This is a genomic window from Pseudonocardia sp. T1-2H (assembly GCF_038039215.1).
Lineage (GTDB): Bacteria > Actinomycetota > Actinomycetes > Mycobacteriales > Pseudonocardiaceae > Pseudonocardia.
The window spans coordinates 4,799,494-4,815,837 of record NZ_JBBPCL010000001.1 but is presented as its reverse complement, the minus strand read 5'-3'; the positions used below and the strand labels follow the sequence as shown (position 1 = coordinate 4,815,837).

12 protein-coding genes and 2 pseudogenes are annotated in these 16,344 nt (G+C 72.7%); 7 read left to right on the top strand and 7 right to left on the bottom strand.

The genetic code is table 11. The features are described 5' to 3' along the window. Nucleotides 1-109: 109 nt before the first annotated feature. Both WBK50_RS23725 and WBK50_RS23720 read right to left on the bottom strand, forming a co-directional pair. Nucleotides 110-712, bottom strand: coding sequence for a hypothetical protein (locus WBK50_RS23725; protein WP_341337718.1), 603 nt, complete (start codon nucleotides 710-712; stop codon nucleotides 110-112). A gap of 281 nt (nucleotides 713-993) precedes the next feature. Beyond that, a complete protein-coding gene (locus WBK50_RS23720) occupies nucleotides 994-1,863 on the bottom strand; it encodes an alpha/beta hydrolase (RefSeq protein ID WP_341337717.1) in 870 nt (289 codons plus the stop codon). A gap of 302 nt (nucleotides 1,864-2,165) precedes the next feature. Between WBK50_RS23720 and WBK50_RS23715 the strand changes: the two genes are divergently transcribed. The 4 genes from WBK50_RS23715 to WBK50_RS23700 all read left to right on the top strand — a co-directional run bounded on the left by WBK50_RS23715 (nucleotide 2,166) and on the right by WBK50_RS23700 (nucleotide 7,191). After that, nucleotides 2,166-2,525, top strand: coding sequence for a bifunctional 3-phenylpropionate/cinnamic acid dioxygenase ferredoxin subunit (locus tag WBK50_RS23715; protein ID WP_341337716.1), 360 nt, complete (start codon nucleotides 2,166-2,168; stop codon nucleotides 2,523-2,525). Further along, nucleotides 2,522-4,939, top strand: coding sequence for a GcvT family protein (locus tag WBK50_RS23710; RefSeq protein WP_341337715.1), 2,418 nt, complete (start codon nucleotides 2,522-2,524; stop codon nucleotides 4,937-4,939). Before WBK50_RS23715 ends, WBK50_RS23710 begins: the two co-directional genes overlap by 4 nt. Before the next feature lie 113 nt (nucleotides 4,940-5,052). After that, nucleotides 5,053-6,210, top strand: coding sequence for an aromatic ring-hydroxylating oxygenase subunit alpha (locus WBK50_RS23705; protein WP_341337714.1), 1,158 nt, complete (start codon nucleotides 5,053-5,055; stop codon nucleotides 6,208-6,210). A 681-nt stretch (nucleotides 6,211-6,891) separates the two neighbouring features. Beyond that, nucleotides 6,892-7,191 (top strand): hypothetical protein, encoded by a 300-nt coding sequence (locus WBK50_RS23700; RefSeq protein WP_341337713.1) that lies wholly within the window; start codon nucleotides 6,892-6,894, stop codon nucleotides 7,189-7,191. A gap of 16 nt (nucleotides 7,192-7,207) precedes the next feature. Here WBK50_RS23700 and WBK50_RS23695 read toward each other — a convergent pair whose 3' ends face one another. After that, nucleotides 7,208-7,996, bottom strand: a complete 789-nt coding sequence (locus WBK50_RS23695) for an IclR family transcriptional regulator (RefSeq protein WP_341337712.1) — start codon at nucleotides 7,994-7,996, stop codon at nucleotides 7,208-7,210. Between the two features lie 62 nt (nucleotides 7,997-8,058). On the opposite strand from WBK50_RS23695, the pseudogene WBK50_RS23690 reads away from it, so the two are divergent. The 3 genes and pseudogenes from WBK50_RS23690 (at nucleotide 8,059) to WBK50_RS23680 (ending at nucleotide 12,708) form a co-directional block, all read left to right on the top strand. Next, a pseudogene (locus WBK50_RS23690) lies at nucleotides 8,059-9,524 on the top strand (aldehyde dehydrogenase family protein). A 60-nt stretch (nucleotides 9,525-9,584) separates the two neighbouring features. Continuing rightward, nucleotides 9,585-11,149: pseudogene (locus tag WBK50_RS23685) on the top strand (APC family permease). Continuing rightward, a complete protein-coding gene (locus tag WBK50_RS23680; protein ID WP_341337711.1) occupies nucleotides 11,146-12,708 on the top strand; it encodes a GMC family oxidoreductase in 1,563 nt (520 codons plus the stop codon). Before WBK50_RS23685 ends, WBK50_RS23680 begins: the two are co-directional and overlap by 4 nt. A gap of 6 nt (nucleotides 12,709-12,714) precedes the next feature. Here WBK50_RS23680 and WBK50_RS23675 read toward each other — a convergent pair whose 3' ends face one another. The 4 genes from WBK50_RS23675 to WBK50_RS23660 form a co-directional block, all read right to left on the bottom strand. Further along, the gene (locus WBK50_RS23675; RefSeq protein WP_341337710.1) at nucleotides 12,715-13,314 is read right to left on the bottom strand and encodes a trimeric intracellular cation channel family protein; all 600 of its coding nucleotides are present in this window, start codon (nucleotides 13,312-13,314) and stop codon (nucleotides 12,715-12,717) included. A gap of 77 nt (nucleotides 13,315-13,391) precedes the next feature. Then, nucleotides 13,392-14,453, bottom strand: a complete 1,062-nt coding sequence (locus WBK50_RS23670) for an enoyl-CoA hydratase/isomerase family protein (protein WP_341337709.1) — start codon at nucleotides 14,451-14,453, stop codon at nucleotides 13,392-13,394. 118 nt (nucleotides 14,454-14,571) lie between these two features. Beyond that, nucleotides 14,572-15,369, bottom strand: coding sequence for a helical backbone metal receptor (locus WBK50_RS23665; protein WP_341337708.1), 798 nt, complete (start codon nucleotides 15,367-15,369; stop codon nucleotides 14,572-14,574). Continuing rightward, a complete protein-coding gene (locus WBK50_RS23660; RefSeq protein WP_341337707.1) occupies nucleotides 15,366-16,295 on the bottom strand; it encodes a LysR substrate-binding domain-containing protein in 930 nt (309 codons plus the stop codon). Before WBK50_RS23660 ends, WBK50_RS23665 begins: the two co-directional genes overlap by 4 nt. Nucleotides 16,296-16,344 lie beyond the last annotated feature (49 nt).

The following is a 16,344-nucleotide window of genomic DNA, read 5'->3' as shown; positions in this document are numbered from 1 at the left end:
CGGCACAGGGCACGCCAGGGTTACAAGCCGCAACCCCCGTTGCGCCGAACCTTAGCCCGATCGATCACCGCCGCGGGCGTTACCCCGGCCGTGCCTGCTCCGGGCGTCGTCAGGCCGGCTCCGCGGTCTCCTCGCCCGGCTGCCGTGCGCGCTCCTGCAGGATGGCGGACACACGCTGCCGGCTGACGCCGAACAGCTTGCCGATCCGGGTGATGCTCACGTTCTCCCGCTGCAACGCGACGGCCTCGTCCCGCCGGAAGCGTCCGCCGACCGTACCGAGATCGTCCAGGGCCCGGGTCACGGTCTCGATGACGAGCGGGCGGGACTCGGCGGCGACGATCTCGTGCCAGGTGTGCCCGGTGGTCCGCAGCTCCAGGAGCTGGTCGACGCGTTCGCGGGCGGCCTGCAGCTCGGCCAGGGTCCGATCCAGCTGCTCACCGAGGAGCACGAGGGACTCCACGGCCGGGTCCTGTCGATTGTGGGCCACTCGCGCCTTCCACCGGTTCGTCTCGGACGGACGAGCAAACCACACGAACCCGACGAACCGCCCACCCCGGGGTGGCGATCGCGACGCCCGCGCGAGGGTGCCGGTGCTCCCGGTGATCTTCTCCGGGACGGGACCGGTCGGGGCGCGGGCCCCGACCAGGTGCCGGTCGTCGCCCGTTCGGGCACGCTCGACGATCGCGCCGCGGAACGTGACCTGCGCGGACACCCTCCGGAGTCGAGGTGGGGCGGCCGCGCGGAGGGCGGGTGACCTGCGACGACCGTCGGTCACGCGGGGTGACACGCCGTGGCCGGTCCCGTCCGTGCGCGGCCGTCACCCGTTTGAGACCTTGTCGGGTGCCCCAGCACACGTACGAGTACAAGGAGGACCCCGTGAAGGGATTCGGACGCGCCGTCGGCAGGTTCACCACCGGGATGGTCGAGGCCATCGGGATCCTCGGCGGCTGGAACCGCGGCCGCCGCCGTCGCTGAGAGCTGCAGTGCCGACGGCTACAGGGTCAGTCCGTCCAGCCAGCGGATGAGGTCCGCGACGACCTCGTCCCGGTTGGTCTCGTTGAACATCTCGTGCCGGCCGTCCGGGTAGATCGACGTCGTGACGTCGACTCCGGCGGCCCGGTACCGCTCCACCAGCGGGTCCAGCCACTTCAGGGCCGCGTTGACCGGGTCCGCGGTCCCGGCCAGCACGTAGAGCGGGAACCCGTCCCGGATCGCGGCCAGTGCCGCGGGATCGGCCAGCCGCTGCGCGTTGGCCCACAGCCCGGCGGCGCTCGGGCCGTCCAGGCCGAACCCGCACAGCGGTTCGGCGACGTACTGGTCGACCTCCTCGGGGTCCCGGCTGAGCCAGTCGTACTCCGTGCGCGCCGGCTCGAACGGGGCGTTGAAGGCGGAGAGGTCCACCTCCGCGTCGGGATCGACGATCGTCGCGAGCAGGTCCAGCGCCCCGGTCCCGGAGAGGACCGCGGCCGACACCTGGTCCGAGTGCTCCAGCAGGTACTGCTGCACCGCCCAGGACCCCATGCTGTGTCCCAGCGCGACCACCGGGACGCCCACCTCGCCGAGCGTGCTGCGGACGGTGAGCGCGTAGTCCGCCACCAGCCCGTCCCAGCCACGCGGGCCGAGGTCGCCGAGTGCGCTGCCGGCGATTCCCGCGGTGCGCCCGTGCCCCCGGTGGTCGACGGCGAGCACGTCGTAGCCCGCGGCCGCCAGTGCGACCCCGAGCCGGTCGTAGCGCAGCGAGTGCTCGCCCATGCCGTGGGCGAGGACGACGGCCGCGCGTGGCGACCCGCTCTCGCACGACCACCGCTGTCCGACGAGGCGGGCGCCGTCCGACGCCCCGAGCATCAACGCTGAGCGAGCCATGCCGCGACCCTACGGGCTGCGGTGATCAGGGTCACGGCTTGAAGCAGGCCCGCCCCTGGGGTACTGAGCCGCCGCTCCACGGCAACCGGGCTCCTCGCTGGTCGCCCGTCCGGTCTCGTGGTGTTACCAGCAGTTTTCCTATCCGGGACGAATTCGGGCACAGCGTTTCCGCTCGGCTCAGGGCTCTTGACAGGGGTGGCGGTGGAGCCTCACCTTGTTGCGTGTCGTGCTCAGTGTTTCGCCCTGTGCTTCTCCTTGGGCGACTGCACTGCGCTTCGCCCGGCCCGCACCTAGGACGCGACATGATCTACGCCTGCCAGCTCGCCGACCTCCCGCGAGGCGGTTCCCTGCGGCTCACCGACGTCCCCGGCAGCCCACCCGTGGCGCTGTTCCACACCGAGGACGGTGAGCTCTACGCGGTCGACGACACCTGCACCCACCAGGACGCCTCGCTGGCCGACGGCTTCGTCGAGGACTGCGCGGTCGAGTGCCCGCTGCACGCGGCGATCTTCGATCTCCGCACCGGCGAGGCCGACGGCATGCTCGCGAAGTTCCCGATCCGCACCCACCGGGTGATGATCGAGGACGGCGCCGTGCACGTGCAGGTCTCCGAGGCCGTCCCGTACCTGCCGCCCGGAGCGCGCCGGACCGTCGCATCATGACCCCGGTTGTGCGGATCCCGAGGGTCGTCGTCATCGGCTCCGGGGTCGTCGGGGCCGCAGTGGCCGACGAGCTCACCGAGCGCGGCTGGACGGACGTCACGGTCCTGGACCGCGGCGCCCTCTTCCTGCCGGGCGGCTCGTCGTCGCACGCGCCGGGCCTGGTGTTCCAGGCGAACCCGTCGCGGACGATGGCGCGGTTCGCCTCCTACACGGTGGAGAAGCTCTCCGGCCTCGACGTCGACGGCAAGTGGTGCTTCAACCCCGTCGGCGGGCTCGAGGTGGCCACCACCCCCGAGCGGCTCGACGAGCTGCACCGCAGGCACGGCTTCCTGACCTCGGTCGGGGTCGAGTCCACCGTGCTGGCGGCGTCCGACGCGGCCGCCCTCCACCCGCTGCTCGGCGAGGAGAAGATCCTCGGCGGGCTGCACATCCCGTCGGACGGGCTGGCCAAGGCGCCCCGCGCCGTCGAGGCCCAGGCGCGGCGGGCGATCTCCCGCGGCGCGCGCTTCCTCGGCGGGCAGCGCGTGGTCGAGGTCCTACGCGCGCAGGGCCGGGTCACCGGGGTCCGCACCGAGACCGACGAGTTCGGAGCGGACGTCGTCGTGCAGTGCTCCGGCTTCTGGGGCCCGTTGACCGGTGCCCTGGTCGGGCTGCCGACACCGCTGCTGCCGATGGCCCACCAGTACGTGACCACGACGCCGCTCCCGGACCTGGCCGGGCGCACCGACCCGGTGCGGGAGGCGAGCGCCCCGATCCTGCGCCACCAGGACCGGGACCTCTACTTCCGCGAGCACGGCGACCGGATCGGCATCGGCTCCTACGCGCACCGGCCCATGCCGGTGGATCCCGCGGACCTGCCGGCGCACACGTCCATGCCGTCGTCGCTGGACTTCACCCCGGAGGACTTCGCCCCGTCCTGGGACGACGCGCGGGCCCTGCTCCCGGCGCTGAACGGCACGGAGATCGCGGACGGCTTCAACGGCGTCTTCTCCTTCACCGCCGACGGCATGCCGCTGCTCGGCGAGCACCCCGGCCTGCGCGGCTACTGGGTGGCCGAGGCGGTGTGGGTGACGCACTCCTGCGGCGTCGCCCGGGCGATGGCGCAGTGGCTGGTCGACGGCCACCCCGAGTTCGACGTCCACGGGTGCGACCTCAACCGCTTCACCGAGGCCCAGCGCAGCCCGGCCTACGTGGCCGAGCGGAGCGCGCGGAACTTCGTCGAGGTCTACGACATCCTGCACCCGCTGGACCCGCCCGCCTCGCCGCGCCCGCTGCGCGTCAGCCCGTTCCACGCGCGCCAGGTGGAGCTCGGCGCCGTGTTCGGCGAGGCCGCGGGCTGGGAGCGGCCGCTGTGGTTCGAGGCCAACGCCGCGCTGCCCGAGGTCGGGCGCATTCCCGGCCGTGGGGAGTGGGCGTCGCGCTGGTGGTCCCCGATCGCGGGGGCCGAGGCGCTGGCGACCCGCGAGCGGGTGGCCCTCTACGACATGACGCCGCTGACCCGCGTCGAGGTGTCCGGGCCCGGGGCGTGCGCCTTCCTGCAGGGTCTGACCTCGGGCGACGTCGACAAGTCGGTCGGTGCCGTCGTCTACACACTGATGCTGACCGCGGCCGGGGGAGTGCTCTCCGACCTGACCGTGACCCGGCTCGCCGAGGACCGGTTCCAGGTCGGCGCCAACGGCGAGGTCGACGTCGACCGGTTGCGCCGGCTCGCCCCGGCGGACGTGCACGTCGCCGACGTCACGGCGGGCACCTGCTGCCTGGGCCTCTGGGGCCCGCGGGCCCGGGACGTCCTCGCCGCTCTGACCGACAACGACCTGCGGTTCGGGTACTTCCGCTCCCGGCGGATCACCGTCGGCGCGGTCCCGGTGACCGCCCTGCGCGTCTCGTACGTGGGCGAGCTGGGCTGGGAGCTGTACACGACCGCGGATCTGGGGCTCGCCCTCTGGGATGCGCTCTGGGCGGCGGGGCAGGAGCACGGGATCGTCGCCGCCGGCCGCAGCGCCCTCACGAGCCTGCGGCTGGAGAAGGGCTACCGCGCGTCCGGCCTGGACATGTCGAGCGAGGACACCCCGTCCGAGGCCGGGATCGAGTTCGCGGTGAAGCCGGGCACGTACGTCGGATCGGCCTCGGTCGGCGCGCCGCCGCGGAGGAAGCTCGTGCCGGTCCTGCTCGACGACCCGCAGCACGTCGTCATGGGCGCCGAGCCGGTGTACTCCGGGGACGTGCCCGTCGGGTACGTGACCAGCGCGGCCTACGGCTACTCGATCGACGCGAGCATCGCCTACGCCTGGCTCCCGCCCGCCCTGGCCGAACCCGGCACGGCCGTGCAGATCGAGTACTTCGGCGAGAGGCTCCCCGGCGTCACCGCCGCCGAGCCGCTCTTCGATCCCGAGGGCAAACGCCTGCGCACCTGACCCTGTGCGCGGGAAACCTCGCTAGAACGAGGTTTCCCGCGCGCAAGGGCATCCGACCTGCGGAAACATCGAACCACCCAGCACTCGAACCACCCAGCGCCTGCGGAGACGCCATGACCACGCTCGACCCGGCCCCCGCGCCCGGCAGCCCCGCCACCGGCCCACCCCTCACCTCGAGCCTCGTCCCGACGTTGGGCGGCCGCTGGTACACCGACCCGGAGATCTTCGCCGCGGAGCAGGACCGCATCCTCGAACGGAGCTGGACCTGCGTGGCGCACGTCGGCGACCTCGCCGCTCCCGGCGCCTACCGGACGGTGACCGTGGGCCGTGAGTCGATCGTCCTGGTCAGGGGCCGGGACCAGGCCGTCCGCGCCTTCTACAACGTGTGCCGGCACCGCGGTGCGCGGCTCTGCACGGAGCCCGAGGGGCAGGTGCGGCGCAGCCTGCAGTGCCCGTACCACGCCTGGACCTACGACCTGTCCGGCAAACTCGTCGCCGCCCCCAACCTGACGTCGATGCCGGACGTCGACCGGGTCGCCAACGGCCTCGCGCCCGTCGCCGTGCGGGAGTGGATCGGCTACGTCTGGGTCTGCCTCGCGCCCGAGCCGCCGTCGTTCGAGACGGAGGTGATCGGCTCGGTGGTCACCCGGCTCGGGGACGTCGAGTCGATCGAGCACTACGGGATCGAGGACCTCGCCCTCGGCCGCCGGATCTCCTACGACGTCGCGGCGAACTGGAAGCTGATCGTCGAGAACTTCATGGAGTGCTACCACTGCGCGACGATCCACCCCGAGCTCACCGAGGTCCTGCCGGAGTTCGCGGACGGCTACGCCGCCCAGTACTACGTGGGCCACGGCGCGGAGTTCGGCGAGTACGTCGCCGGGTTCACCGTCGACGGGTCCGCCGGGCATCCGCGCATCCCGGGGATCGAGGAGGGCCAGGACCGCCGCTACTACGCGATCACGATCCGGCCCCAGGTGTTCGTGAACCTCGTGCCGGACCACGTGATCGTGCACCGGATGACGCCGCTCGCGACGGACCGCACGCTCGTCGAGGTCGACTGGCTGTTCCTGCCGGAGGTCATCGCCTCCGGCGCGGACATCGACCGCTCCGTGGAGCTGTTCCACCGGGTCAACGTCCAGGACTTCGACGCCTGCGAGCGCACCCAGCCGGGCATGTCCAGCCGGGTCTACGCCGCCGGCGGGTCGCTCGTGCCGAGCGAGCACCACATCGCCGAGTTCCACCGGTGGGTCCAGGACCGGCTCGCCTGAGCTCGCCGGATCGGAATTCTCACACCACGGATTCGCTCGAACGCCCACGGTGAGCACCGTCGGCGGGTGATCATCACTGCGTGGCGAGTACCGAGCCCCGCCGGGGTGTGTTCGGGTGGCCCGTGGCGTTCCGCGGGTCGGCGGCGGTGCGGGCGGGTCTCCTCGCCCAGCGGGACCTGCGGGCCCCGCGGTTCCGGCGGGTCCATCCGGACGTCTACGTCCGCGCGGCGGACGAGTTCGGTCCGGAGCTGGCGGCCCTGGCCGCAGCCGCGCTCGTCGAGGGCCGAGGGGTCGTGTGTGGCTACTCGGCGGCGACCCTGCTCGGCGCGGACTGCACCCCGCGCGGCGCCCCCGCCGAGATCACCCTGACCGGCCGCGCGGACGGGCGCGGCGGGATCCGGGCGCACCCGGGGCTGGTGGTGCACTCCGACGCGATGGCGCCCCGGGAGGTCACGCAGGTCGCGGACGCGCTGGTCACCACCGCCCTGCGCACGGCCTACGACATCGGACGCTGGATCACGGACGTCACCGAGGCGGTCGTGGCGATGGACGCCCTGGCGAGGGTCGGGCCGTTCGACCCGGCGCAGGTCCTGGAGCTTCTCCGAGCGGTATCCGCGGGCGCGCGGGCGGTCCCGGCTGCCCCGGGTGGTCGCGCTCGCGGACCCGCGGTCCGGTTCGCCGATGCAGAGCCGGCTGCGGCTGCTGCTGGTGCTCGCCGGGCTGCCGGCGCCGCAGGTGCGCCCGGCCGTCCCGGACCCGGCCGGCGGTGGCGCGATCCGGCTCGACCTCGCCTACCCGGAGCGGCGGATCGGGATCGAGTACTCGGACCTCGGCCGGGCGGACCGGGTGCTGCGCGACGCCGGACGCCTGGTCTCCCTGGTCGACGACGGTTGGCGGATCGTCCGGGTCACCCGGCACGACCTGTGGGTGCCCGAACGGGTCGTCGACACCGTCCGGCACGCGCTGGCGATGGCCCGATGAGGCCGCGACCGGCGGCTCAGCCCGGGAACCAGCCCAGCCGCCGGGAGATCTCGTGCGCCGCGTCGACGACCGCCGGCGCCATGTCCGTCAGGCGCTCGGCCGGCAGCCGGTAGGCGGGGCCGGACACCGAGAGCGCCGCGGTCACCGCGCCGGTCTGGTCCCGGATCGGGGCGCCGACGGCGTTGAGCCCGACCTCGTACTCCTCCTCGACGAGCGCGTACCCCCGCTCGCGGACCCGGCCGAGGTCCGCCTCGATGTCCTCGCGGCTGATCCGGGTGTGCTCGGTGAACCGGGCCGGCGCCGCGATCCCGTCCTTGAGCAGGTGCCCCAGCTCCGCCGGGTCCAGCCAGGCGATCAGCGCCTTCCCGCTCGACGTGCAGTGCAGCGGCGTGATCCGGCCGATCCAGTTGTAGGTCAGGACGGTGGACGGCCCGCGCGCCTGGTGCACGTTCACCGCGTACTGCTCCTGCAGGACGGCGAGGTTGACCGTCTCGGCGAACTCCACCGCGAGCCGTTCGCACAGCTCGCGGCCGAGCCGGGTCACGTCGAGCCGGCCGGACACCGCCCCCGCGAGCGGGATCAGCCCGAAGCCGAGGGTGTACTTGCCCCGGTCCACGGTCTGCTCGACCAGTCCTCGCGTCTCCAGGGCTGCGAGCAGCCGGAACGCCGTGGACTTGTGCACGTCCAGTTCCAGCGCGACCTCGCTCACGCCCGCCTCGCCGTGCCGCGCCAGGATCTCGAGCACCGAGATCGCGCGGTCCACGGACTGCACCCCTGAGTCACGGGGCCGCTCCGTGTTGCTCATGGCGGAACTATAGGCGACTCCTCCGCTTGACCTGACCTGCCGGCCCGGAGGAGCCTCACGCCGTGCCGAGCCTCTACATCGACGGTTCCTGGACCGCGGGGTCCGCTGGACGCGCGCCTGTCATCAACCCCTTCGACGCGAGCGTGGTGCAGGAGGTGGACCAGGCCGGGCCGGACGACGTGGACCGTGCCGTGGCCGCCGCCCGGGCGGCCTTCGACTCGGGCCCGTGGCGCGCCACCTCCGCCGCCGAACGCGGCGCGATCCTGCGGAGGATCGCGGAGCTCCTGATGCGGGACAAGGAGGAGATCGCGCACACGGAGACACTGGACACCGGCAAGACACTGGTGGAGAGCCGGATCGACGTCGACGACGTCGCGAACGCCTTCCGGTACTACGCGGACCTCGCCGGCAAGGATGCCGGCCGGCTGGTCGACACCGGGCAGGCGAACATCGTGTCCAAGGTCGTGCACGAGCCCGTCGGCGTCTGCGTCCTGATCACCCCCTGGAACTACCCGCTGCTGCAGCTGTCCTGGAAGGTCGCGCCCGCGCTGGCCGCCGGGAACACGATCGTGATCAAACCCAGCGAGGTCACCCCGCTCACCACGATCAAGCTCGTGGAGCTGATGGCCGAGCTGGAGCTCCCGCCCGGCGTGGTGAACCTGCTGCTCGGCGACGGCCGCAGCGTCGGCGCCCCGCTCACCGAGCACCCGGACGTCGACATGGTGTCCTTCACGGGCGGCCTGAACACCGGCCGGTCGATCATCCGGGCGAGCGCGGAGACGGTGAAGAAGCTCGCCGTGGAGCTCGGCGGCAAGAACGCCAACATCGTCTTCGCGGACACGGACTTCGAGACCGTCGTGGACTACGCGCTGCTCGCGGTGTTCCTGCACGCCGGGCAGGTCTGCTCCGCCGGTGCCCGGCTGATCGTCGAGGACCCGCTGCACGACCGGCTCGTCGAGGAGATCGGCCGCCGCGCCGAGCTGATCCGGCTGGGCAACGGCCTGGACCCCGGGACCGAGTCGGGCCCGCTGGTGTCCGAGGCCCAGCTCGCGAAGATCGAGGACTTCGTGAAGTCGGCGCTCGACGAGGGGGCCCGCCTGGTTGCCGGCGGGCGCCGCCCGGAGGAGCCCGAGCTGCAGAACGGGTACTTCTACCGGCCCACGGTCCTCGCGGACTGCCGGACGGACATGCGGGTAGTCCGGGAGGAGACCTTCGGGCCCATCCTGACCGTCGAGCGGTTCCGCACCGAGGAGGAGGCGTTGGCACTCGGCAACGGCACCGAGTACGGGCTGGCGGGCGCGGTCTGGACGAACGACATCGGTCGGGCGCACCGGGTCGCGAACGGGCTGCGGCACGGGACGGTCTGGATCAACGACTTCCACCCGTACGTCCCGGGCGCCGAATGGGGCGGGATGAAGCGTTCCGGCAACGGCCGGGCAGCGGCCCCACCGGGCTGGCCGAGTACCAGGAGCTCAAGCACATCTGGCAGAACACCGCGCCGGAACCGTCGGGGTGGTTCAAGGGTTGATCGACCCGGCCCGTACGTGACGTTCCCGCTTTTCCTTCCAGCAGGCGGAGGTAGCAGGCGATGAGCAGGACCGAGAACAGCACGGATACGGGCGAGAGCGAGCACGGGCTCGCGGAGTTCGGCTACAACCAGTCCCTCGAGCGATCCATCGGCAAGTTCGCCAGCTTCGCGGCGGGTGTCAGCTACATCTCGATCCTGACGGGCACGTTCCAGCTCTTCTACTTCGGCTTCTCCTTCGGCGGCCCCGCCTACTGGTGGTCCTGGCCGATGGTGTTCGCCGGCCAGCTCATGGTCGCGCTGAGCTTCGCGGAACTGGCCGCCCGCTACCCGGTGGCCGGATCGGTCTACAACTGGTCCAAACGCCTCGCCGGCCCGACCACCTCCTGGATGGCCGGCTGGATGATGCTGATCGCCTCGATCGTGAGCATCTCGGCCACGGCGCTCGCCTACCAGATCACACTGCCGCAGATCTGGTCCGGCTTCCAGCTCGTCGGCGACGGCAGCGGCGAGTACGACTTCGCGATCAACGCGGTCATCCTCGGCACCGTGCTCATCACGTTCACCACGGTGATCAACGCACTCGGCGTCAAGCTGATGGCCCGGATCAACAGCACTGGCGTGTTCATCGAGCTGATCGCCGCGGTGGTGATCGTCGTGCTGCTGGCGATCAACATCCATAACCCGCCGACCGTCCTGTTCGACACGCAGGACAAGGGCGCGGGGATGCCGCTCGGCTACTTCGGCGCCTTCCTGATCGCGGCGCTCGCGTCCGCCTACGTCATGTACGGCTTCGACACGGCGGCCTCGCTCGGCGAGGAGACGGTCGATCCCCGGCGCACCGCGCCCAGGGCGATCCTGCGCGCCATCGTGGCCTCGTTCGTGCTGGGCGGACTGATCCTGATGTTCGGCATCCTCGCCGCACCCGACCTCGCCGACCCGAGGATCGGGAGAAGGACGGAGGGTTGCAGTACATCGTCCTGCTGGTGCTCGGGGGCACGCTCGGCAAGGTGCTGCTGATCTGCATCGCCATCGCCATCACGGTGTGCGTGCTCGCGGTGCACACCGCGGCGATCCGGATGATGTTCGCGATGGCGAGGGACAACGCGCTGCCTGCCGGGGCGACGCTGGCGAAGATCGACCCGAGACACAAGACCCCGATCGTGCCCGCCGTGCTGATCGGTGCGGTCGCGGTCCTGATCCTGGTGGTCAACATCCGCACGCCGGAGATCTTCACGGCGGTCACCAGCGTCGCGATCATCATGGTCTACCTGGCGTACCTGCTGGTCACCCTGCCCATGTTGATCAGCAGGCTGCGGGGCAGGTGGCCGGTCCCGGACACGAGCGGCAGGCGCTACTTCTCGCTGGGCCGGTGGGGCCTGCCGGTCAACGTGCTGGCGGTCCTGTGGGGATCGCTGATGGCGCTCAACCTCGCCTGGCCCCGCTCGGAGGTCTACGGGGACGGCCCCTGGTACCTGCGGTGGATCGCCTTCGTGTTCGTCGGGATCGTCGCGCTGGCGGGCCTGCTGTGGTACCGGTTGCGCGGGCGGCACCACGTCGGCGTCCTCCCGGAACACATGGCCGAGGCGCTCGCCGTCGATCCCACCGTCCCTCGGGAGCACACGTGACCGAAGCGATCTTCGACTACGTCGTCGTCGGCGGCGGGTCGGCCGGCTGCGCGCTGGCCGCCCGGCTGTCCGAGGACCCGGCCGTGACCGTGTGCCTGCTGGAGGCCGGCCCGTCCGACGTGGGGGACCCGGCAATCCTGCGGCTCGAGGACTGGATGGAGCTCCTCGACTCCGGATACGACTGGGACTACCTCGTCGAACCGCAGGAGCGCGGCAACAGCTTCCTGCGCCACGCCCGCGCGAAGGTCCTCGGCGGCTGCTCCTCGCACAACTCGTGCATCGCGTTCTGGACCCCGCGCGAGGACCTCGACGAGTGGGCGGCGCAGGGCTGCACCGGCTGGAGCGCCGACGAGTGCTGGCCGCTCATCCGACGCCTGGAGACCAACGACGGACCGTGGGAGGGCCATGGCCGCACCGGCCCGGTGAACCTGCGCCAGATCCCGCCCGACGACCCCTGCGGGGTGGCGGTGCTGGAGGCGGCCGCCGCTGTGGGCCTGCCGACCGTACGGTTCAACGAGGGCGTCACGATCGTCGAGGGCGCCGGGTTCTTCCAGATCAACGCCTCACCGGACAACGTCCGGATGTCGTCGTCGCACGCCTACCTGCACCCGATCCTGGGGACCCGGCACAACCTGGAGATCCGCACCGCGGCGTGGGCCTCCCGGGTGCTCTTCGACGCGGACCGCCGGGCGAGCGGCGTCGAGTACCAGGAGGGGATCGGGCCGGGCCGGATGCGGGTGGACGCGCGCCGCGAGGTCGTCCTCTCCGCCGGCGCGATCGACACCCCGAAACTGCTGATGCTCTCCGGCATCGGCCCGGCCGAGCACCTGCGGGAGTTCGGGATCGACGTCCTGGTCGACGCCCCCGGCGTCGGCTCCAACCTCGACGACCACGTCGAGGGCCTGGTGATGTGGGAGGCCGCGCGGCCGATGGTCGACCACTCGACGCAGTGGTGGGAGATCGGGCTGTTCAGCCGGACGACCCCGGACCTCGACCGGCCCGACCTGATGATGCACTACGGCTCGGTGCCCTTCGACCTGAACACGGTGCGCTGGGGCTACCCGACCACGGACAACGGCTTCTGCCTCACCCCGAACGTGACCCGTGGGCGCTCGCGGGGCACGGTGCGGCTGCGCAGCCGGGACTTCCGGGACCGGGCCAGGGTCGACCCGCGCTACTTCACCGACCCCGAGGACCACGACATGGGCGTGATGCTCGCCGGGGTCAAGCTCGCCCGGAGGATCGGCGAGCAGCCCGCGCTCAAGGACTGGATCGCCCGCGAGCTCGCCCCGGGGCCCGACGCGGTGACCGACGACGAGCTGATCGACTACATCCTCAAGACCCACAACACCGTCTACCACCCGGCGTGCACCGTGAAGATGGGTCCGGCGACGGACCCGACGGCCCCGCTGGACCCGCAGCTGCGGGTCCGGGGGGTCGAGGGGCTGCGGGTCGCGGACGCGTCCGTGCTGCCGTTCCTGCCCGCGATCAACCCGAACATCACCACGATGATGGTCGGCGAGAAGTGCGCGGACATGCTGAAGGCCGACGCTCTCTAGGCCGGCCTAGGACCTGGGGATCGGCGCGTTCCAGCCTCGCCAGAGCGCGACGATCCGCAGGCCCGCGACCACCGCCGCGGCCACCAGGGTGACGGCCACAGGGGTGATCCCGAGCCGCGTCCCGATGACGACGAGCGTGGCGCCCAGCAGCGCCGCGATCGCGTAGATCTCCCGCCGCAGCACCTGCGGGACCTCGTTGAGCAGCACGTCGCGCAGCACGCCCCCGCCGATGCCGGTGATCACCCCGACGATCGCGGACGTGATGCCCGGGGCGCCCGTCGCCAGGCCGGTCGAGGTCGCGGTGGTCACGAACAGGGCGAGGCCCAGGGCGTCCGCCAGCTGGGTGCCGCGGCGCAGCCGGGCGACCGCGGGATGGAACCGGAACACCACCAGCGCGACGACGACCGGGGTCACCAGGAACGGCCACTGCCGCAACGTCGTGGGCGGGCTGATGCCGAGCAGGAGATCCCGCACCACGCCGCCGCCCAGCGCGGTGACGCAGGCCAGGACGAGGACGCCGAACACGTCGAGGCGGGCGTACACGGCGGCGAGCGCCCCGGAGACGGCGAAGACGGCGACCCCGGTCAGGTCCAGGACGACGAGCATCCGCGCACGATCCCACGCTCGCGTCCCGGAGGCTCCGCTCGCGTCCGGACCCGCGCGGAGCCGCCGCAACGCGAGTGTCAGGTCAGGCCGAGTACGGGGTCGGAGTCCCGGGTGCCCTCGGCGAACCGGGCGAGGACGTCGTCGGTGACGCCCTCGGGAGTGCTCGGGCACCACCGCGGCGCCCGGTTGCGGTCCACCAGCGTCGCCCGCACCCCTTCGGTGAAGTCCGGCCAGCGCACGCAGCAGCGGCTGAGCCGGTACTCCGCGGCCAGGGCGTGTTCGAGGTCCGGCAGCGCCCGCGCCTCGCGCAGCGCCCGCAGGGTGACGGTGACGGCGAGCGGCGAGGCCTTCCCGATCGCGTCCGCCGGCTCGTGGTGGCCGCCGTCCCGCAGCGCCGCGACGATCTCCGACGGGTCCTCCGCGGAGTACGCCGCGTCGATCCAATCCCGGGCCTCCGCGATCGGGGCGGGCCCGGGATCGACGGCCAGCCGCCCGGCGACCTCGTCGGGATCACCCCCGGCGGCGAGGCCCTCGACCAGCGCGCCGAGCGTCTCCTCCCCGACGACGACGTCCGCGAGCCCGCAGTACACCGCGTCCGCGGCGGTGAGCCGGGCCGAGGTCAGCGCCACGTGCGTGCCGATCTCCCCGGGCGTGTGCGCGAGCAGCCAGGTCCCCCCGACGTCCGGCACGTACCCGAGCGTCACCTCGGGCATCGCGATCCGGGTCCGCGGCGTGGCGACCCGCAGGCGCCGGTGCGCCGAGAGCCCGACCCCGCCGCCCATCACCACGCCGTCCATCAGTGCGACGTAGGGCTTCGGGTACCGGGCGATCCGCGCGTCGAGCCGGTACTCCTCGGCCAGCAGCACCGCGGCCTGGTGGCCCTCGCTCGCCGGGTCCGCCGCGTCCTCGACCATGAACCGGACGTCGCCACCGGCGCAGAGCCCGCGTTCGCCGGCGCCGTCGAGGACCACCGTGCGCACCGCGTCGTCGTGCTCCCACTCGTCGAGTGCGGCGGCGATCAGCCGGATCATGTCCAGGCTCAGCGCGTTCAGCGAGCGCGGCCGGTTGAGCGTGAGGCGGCCGACCGCCCCCTGACGACGGACCAGCACCGATTCCGAGATCATCGGTTCCGAGATCATTCCGGGGACGCTACCTCCCGGGACCGCGGCGCCGCCCGAGCCGGATCCCGGAGATCAGCCTCCCGGTGAACTCGGCCTCCGCCACGCGTCGTCCGTTCGTGGTCGTCACGAGCCGTGTCTACCCGCCGAACGAGACGTCCGTGTTGCGGTGTCGCGCTGATCGCACCAACGCCGCGGGCAGCACCCGCGCCGCCTCGACGAGGCTGGGGCCGTACCAGGTGAGCAGGCGCCCGCTGACCAGCGCGACGGGGACGTCCGGGAACGCCTCGGGCCCGTCGCGCGCCGTGAACAGGTAGGGCTCGTCCGGGAGGACCGCGAGGTCGTGCTCCGGGAGGTCCTTCGGGTCGATCTTCGGGTAACGCTCGGGGTCGCCGGCGAGCACGTTGTCGACGCCGAGCCGGTGCAGGACCGCGCCGGTGAAGGTGTCCGATCCCACGGCCATCCAGGGCTTCCGCCAGATCGGCACCACCGCGCGCAGCCGGGGTTCGAGGGGCGTGGCGGCGGCCCAGGCCTCCCGTGCCTCGCCGAGCCAGCCGGGCTCGGGAAGCCCGCAGGCGTCGAGCATCCGCCCCAGGGAACCCATCGCGCCGTCGACGGTCCGGATGTCCGTCACGTACACGGGGACGCCGGCGGCACGCAGGGCGTCCAGATCGGGGAGCCGGTTCTCCTCCTGGTTGGCCAGGACGAGGTCCGGCGCCAGCGCGAGGATCGCGGCGACGTCCGGGTTCTTGGTCCCGCGGATCCGGGGGACGTCCAGGTCCGCAGGATGCGTGCACCAGTCCGTCGCACCGACGAGAAGCCCCGGCCTCGTCTCCGCGACCGCCTCCGTGAGCGACGGGACGAGCGACACCACCCGCCGCACCTCGGCGGACACCCGCACGGTACGGCCCTCGTCGTCCGTGACCTCCCTGATCATGTCGTCACCCTATCCGCGAAGAGCGGCCGGCGACGGCGGCGGACGAAGTCCCGCAGCGCCCGCGTGGGCGTGCTCGCGGCCCGGTTCCGGGCCCAGACCAGCCCGATCACGCGGCTGGTGCGCGGGCTGCTCACCGGGAGCTCGACGACGCCCGGCGGCGGCTCCCGGTGCGACACCGGCAGCAGCGCCACCCCCAGCCCCGCCCCCACGAACCCTCGCAACGTCGCCGTGTCCCCGCCCTCGAACGCGAGCCGCGGGGTGAACCCCGCCTCCCGGCACCAGGCGTCGACGGTCCCGCGCAGCCCGTAGCCCGGCAGGAACCCGACGAACGCCTCGCTCGCGGCGTCGGCGAGCGGCAGCCCGTCGACCCGGTCCGCCAGCGGATGCCCGGCCGGGACCGCGAGCCGCAACTCCTCCTCCCCGAGTGCGTGCGCGGCGAGCGCGGCCTCCTCCGGGAGGGGAGAGGTCAGCGCGAGATCCGCCTCGCCGGAACGCACCCGCGCCAGCAGCACGCTGTGCGCGTCCTGGATGAGGTCGAAGCGGATGCCGGGATGGCGGCCCCGGAACTCGCTGAGCAGGTGCGGGACGACGTCGGTGCCGAGCGTGGGCAGGAACGCGAGGCTGATCCGTCCCCGCAGCCGGTCCGCGTCCCCGGCCAGGTCCCGGGCCCCGGTGGCGAGCTCGGCGAGGGAGCGCTCGGCGGCGCGCAGCAGGGTGCGGCCCTCGCGGGTGAGCCGCAACGACCGGCCGGCCCGGACGAACAGCGCCACGCCGAGCTCCTCCTCGAGCCTGGCGATCCCGCGGCTCAGCGTGGACTGCGGCACCCCCAGCTCGTCCGCCGCCCGGGTCACGTGTTCGGCCCGCCCGACGGCGGCGAACCAGCGCAGCCGGGGCGCGAGCGCGGCCAGCACGGTCGTCTCATCCACATCTGCATCATGCACGACGGGCTGATGCATTGGACGCATGGAACATCGG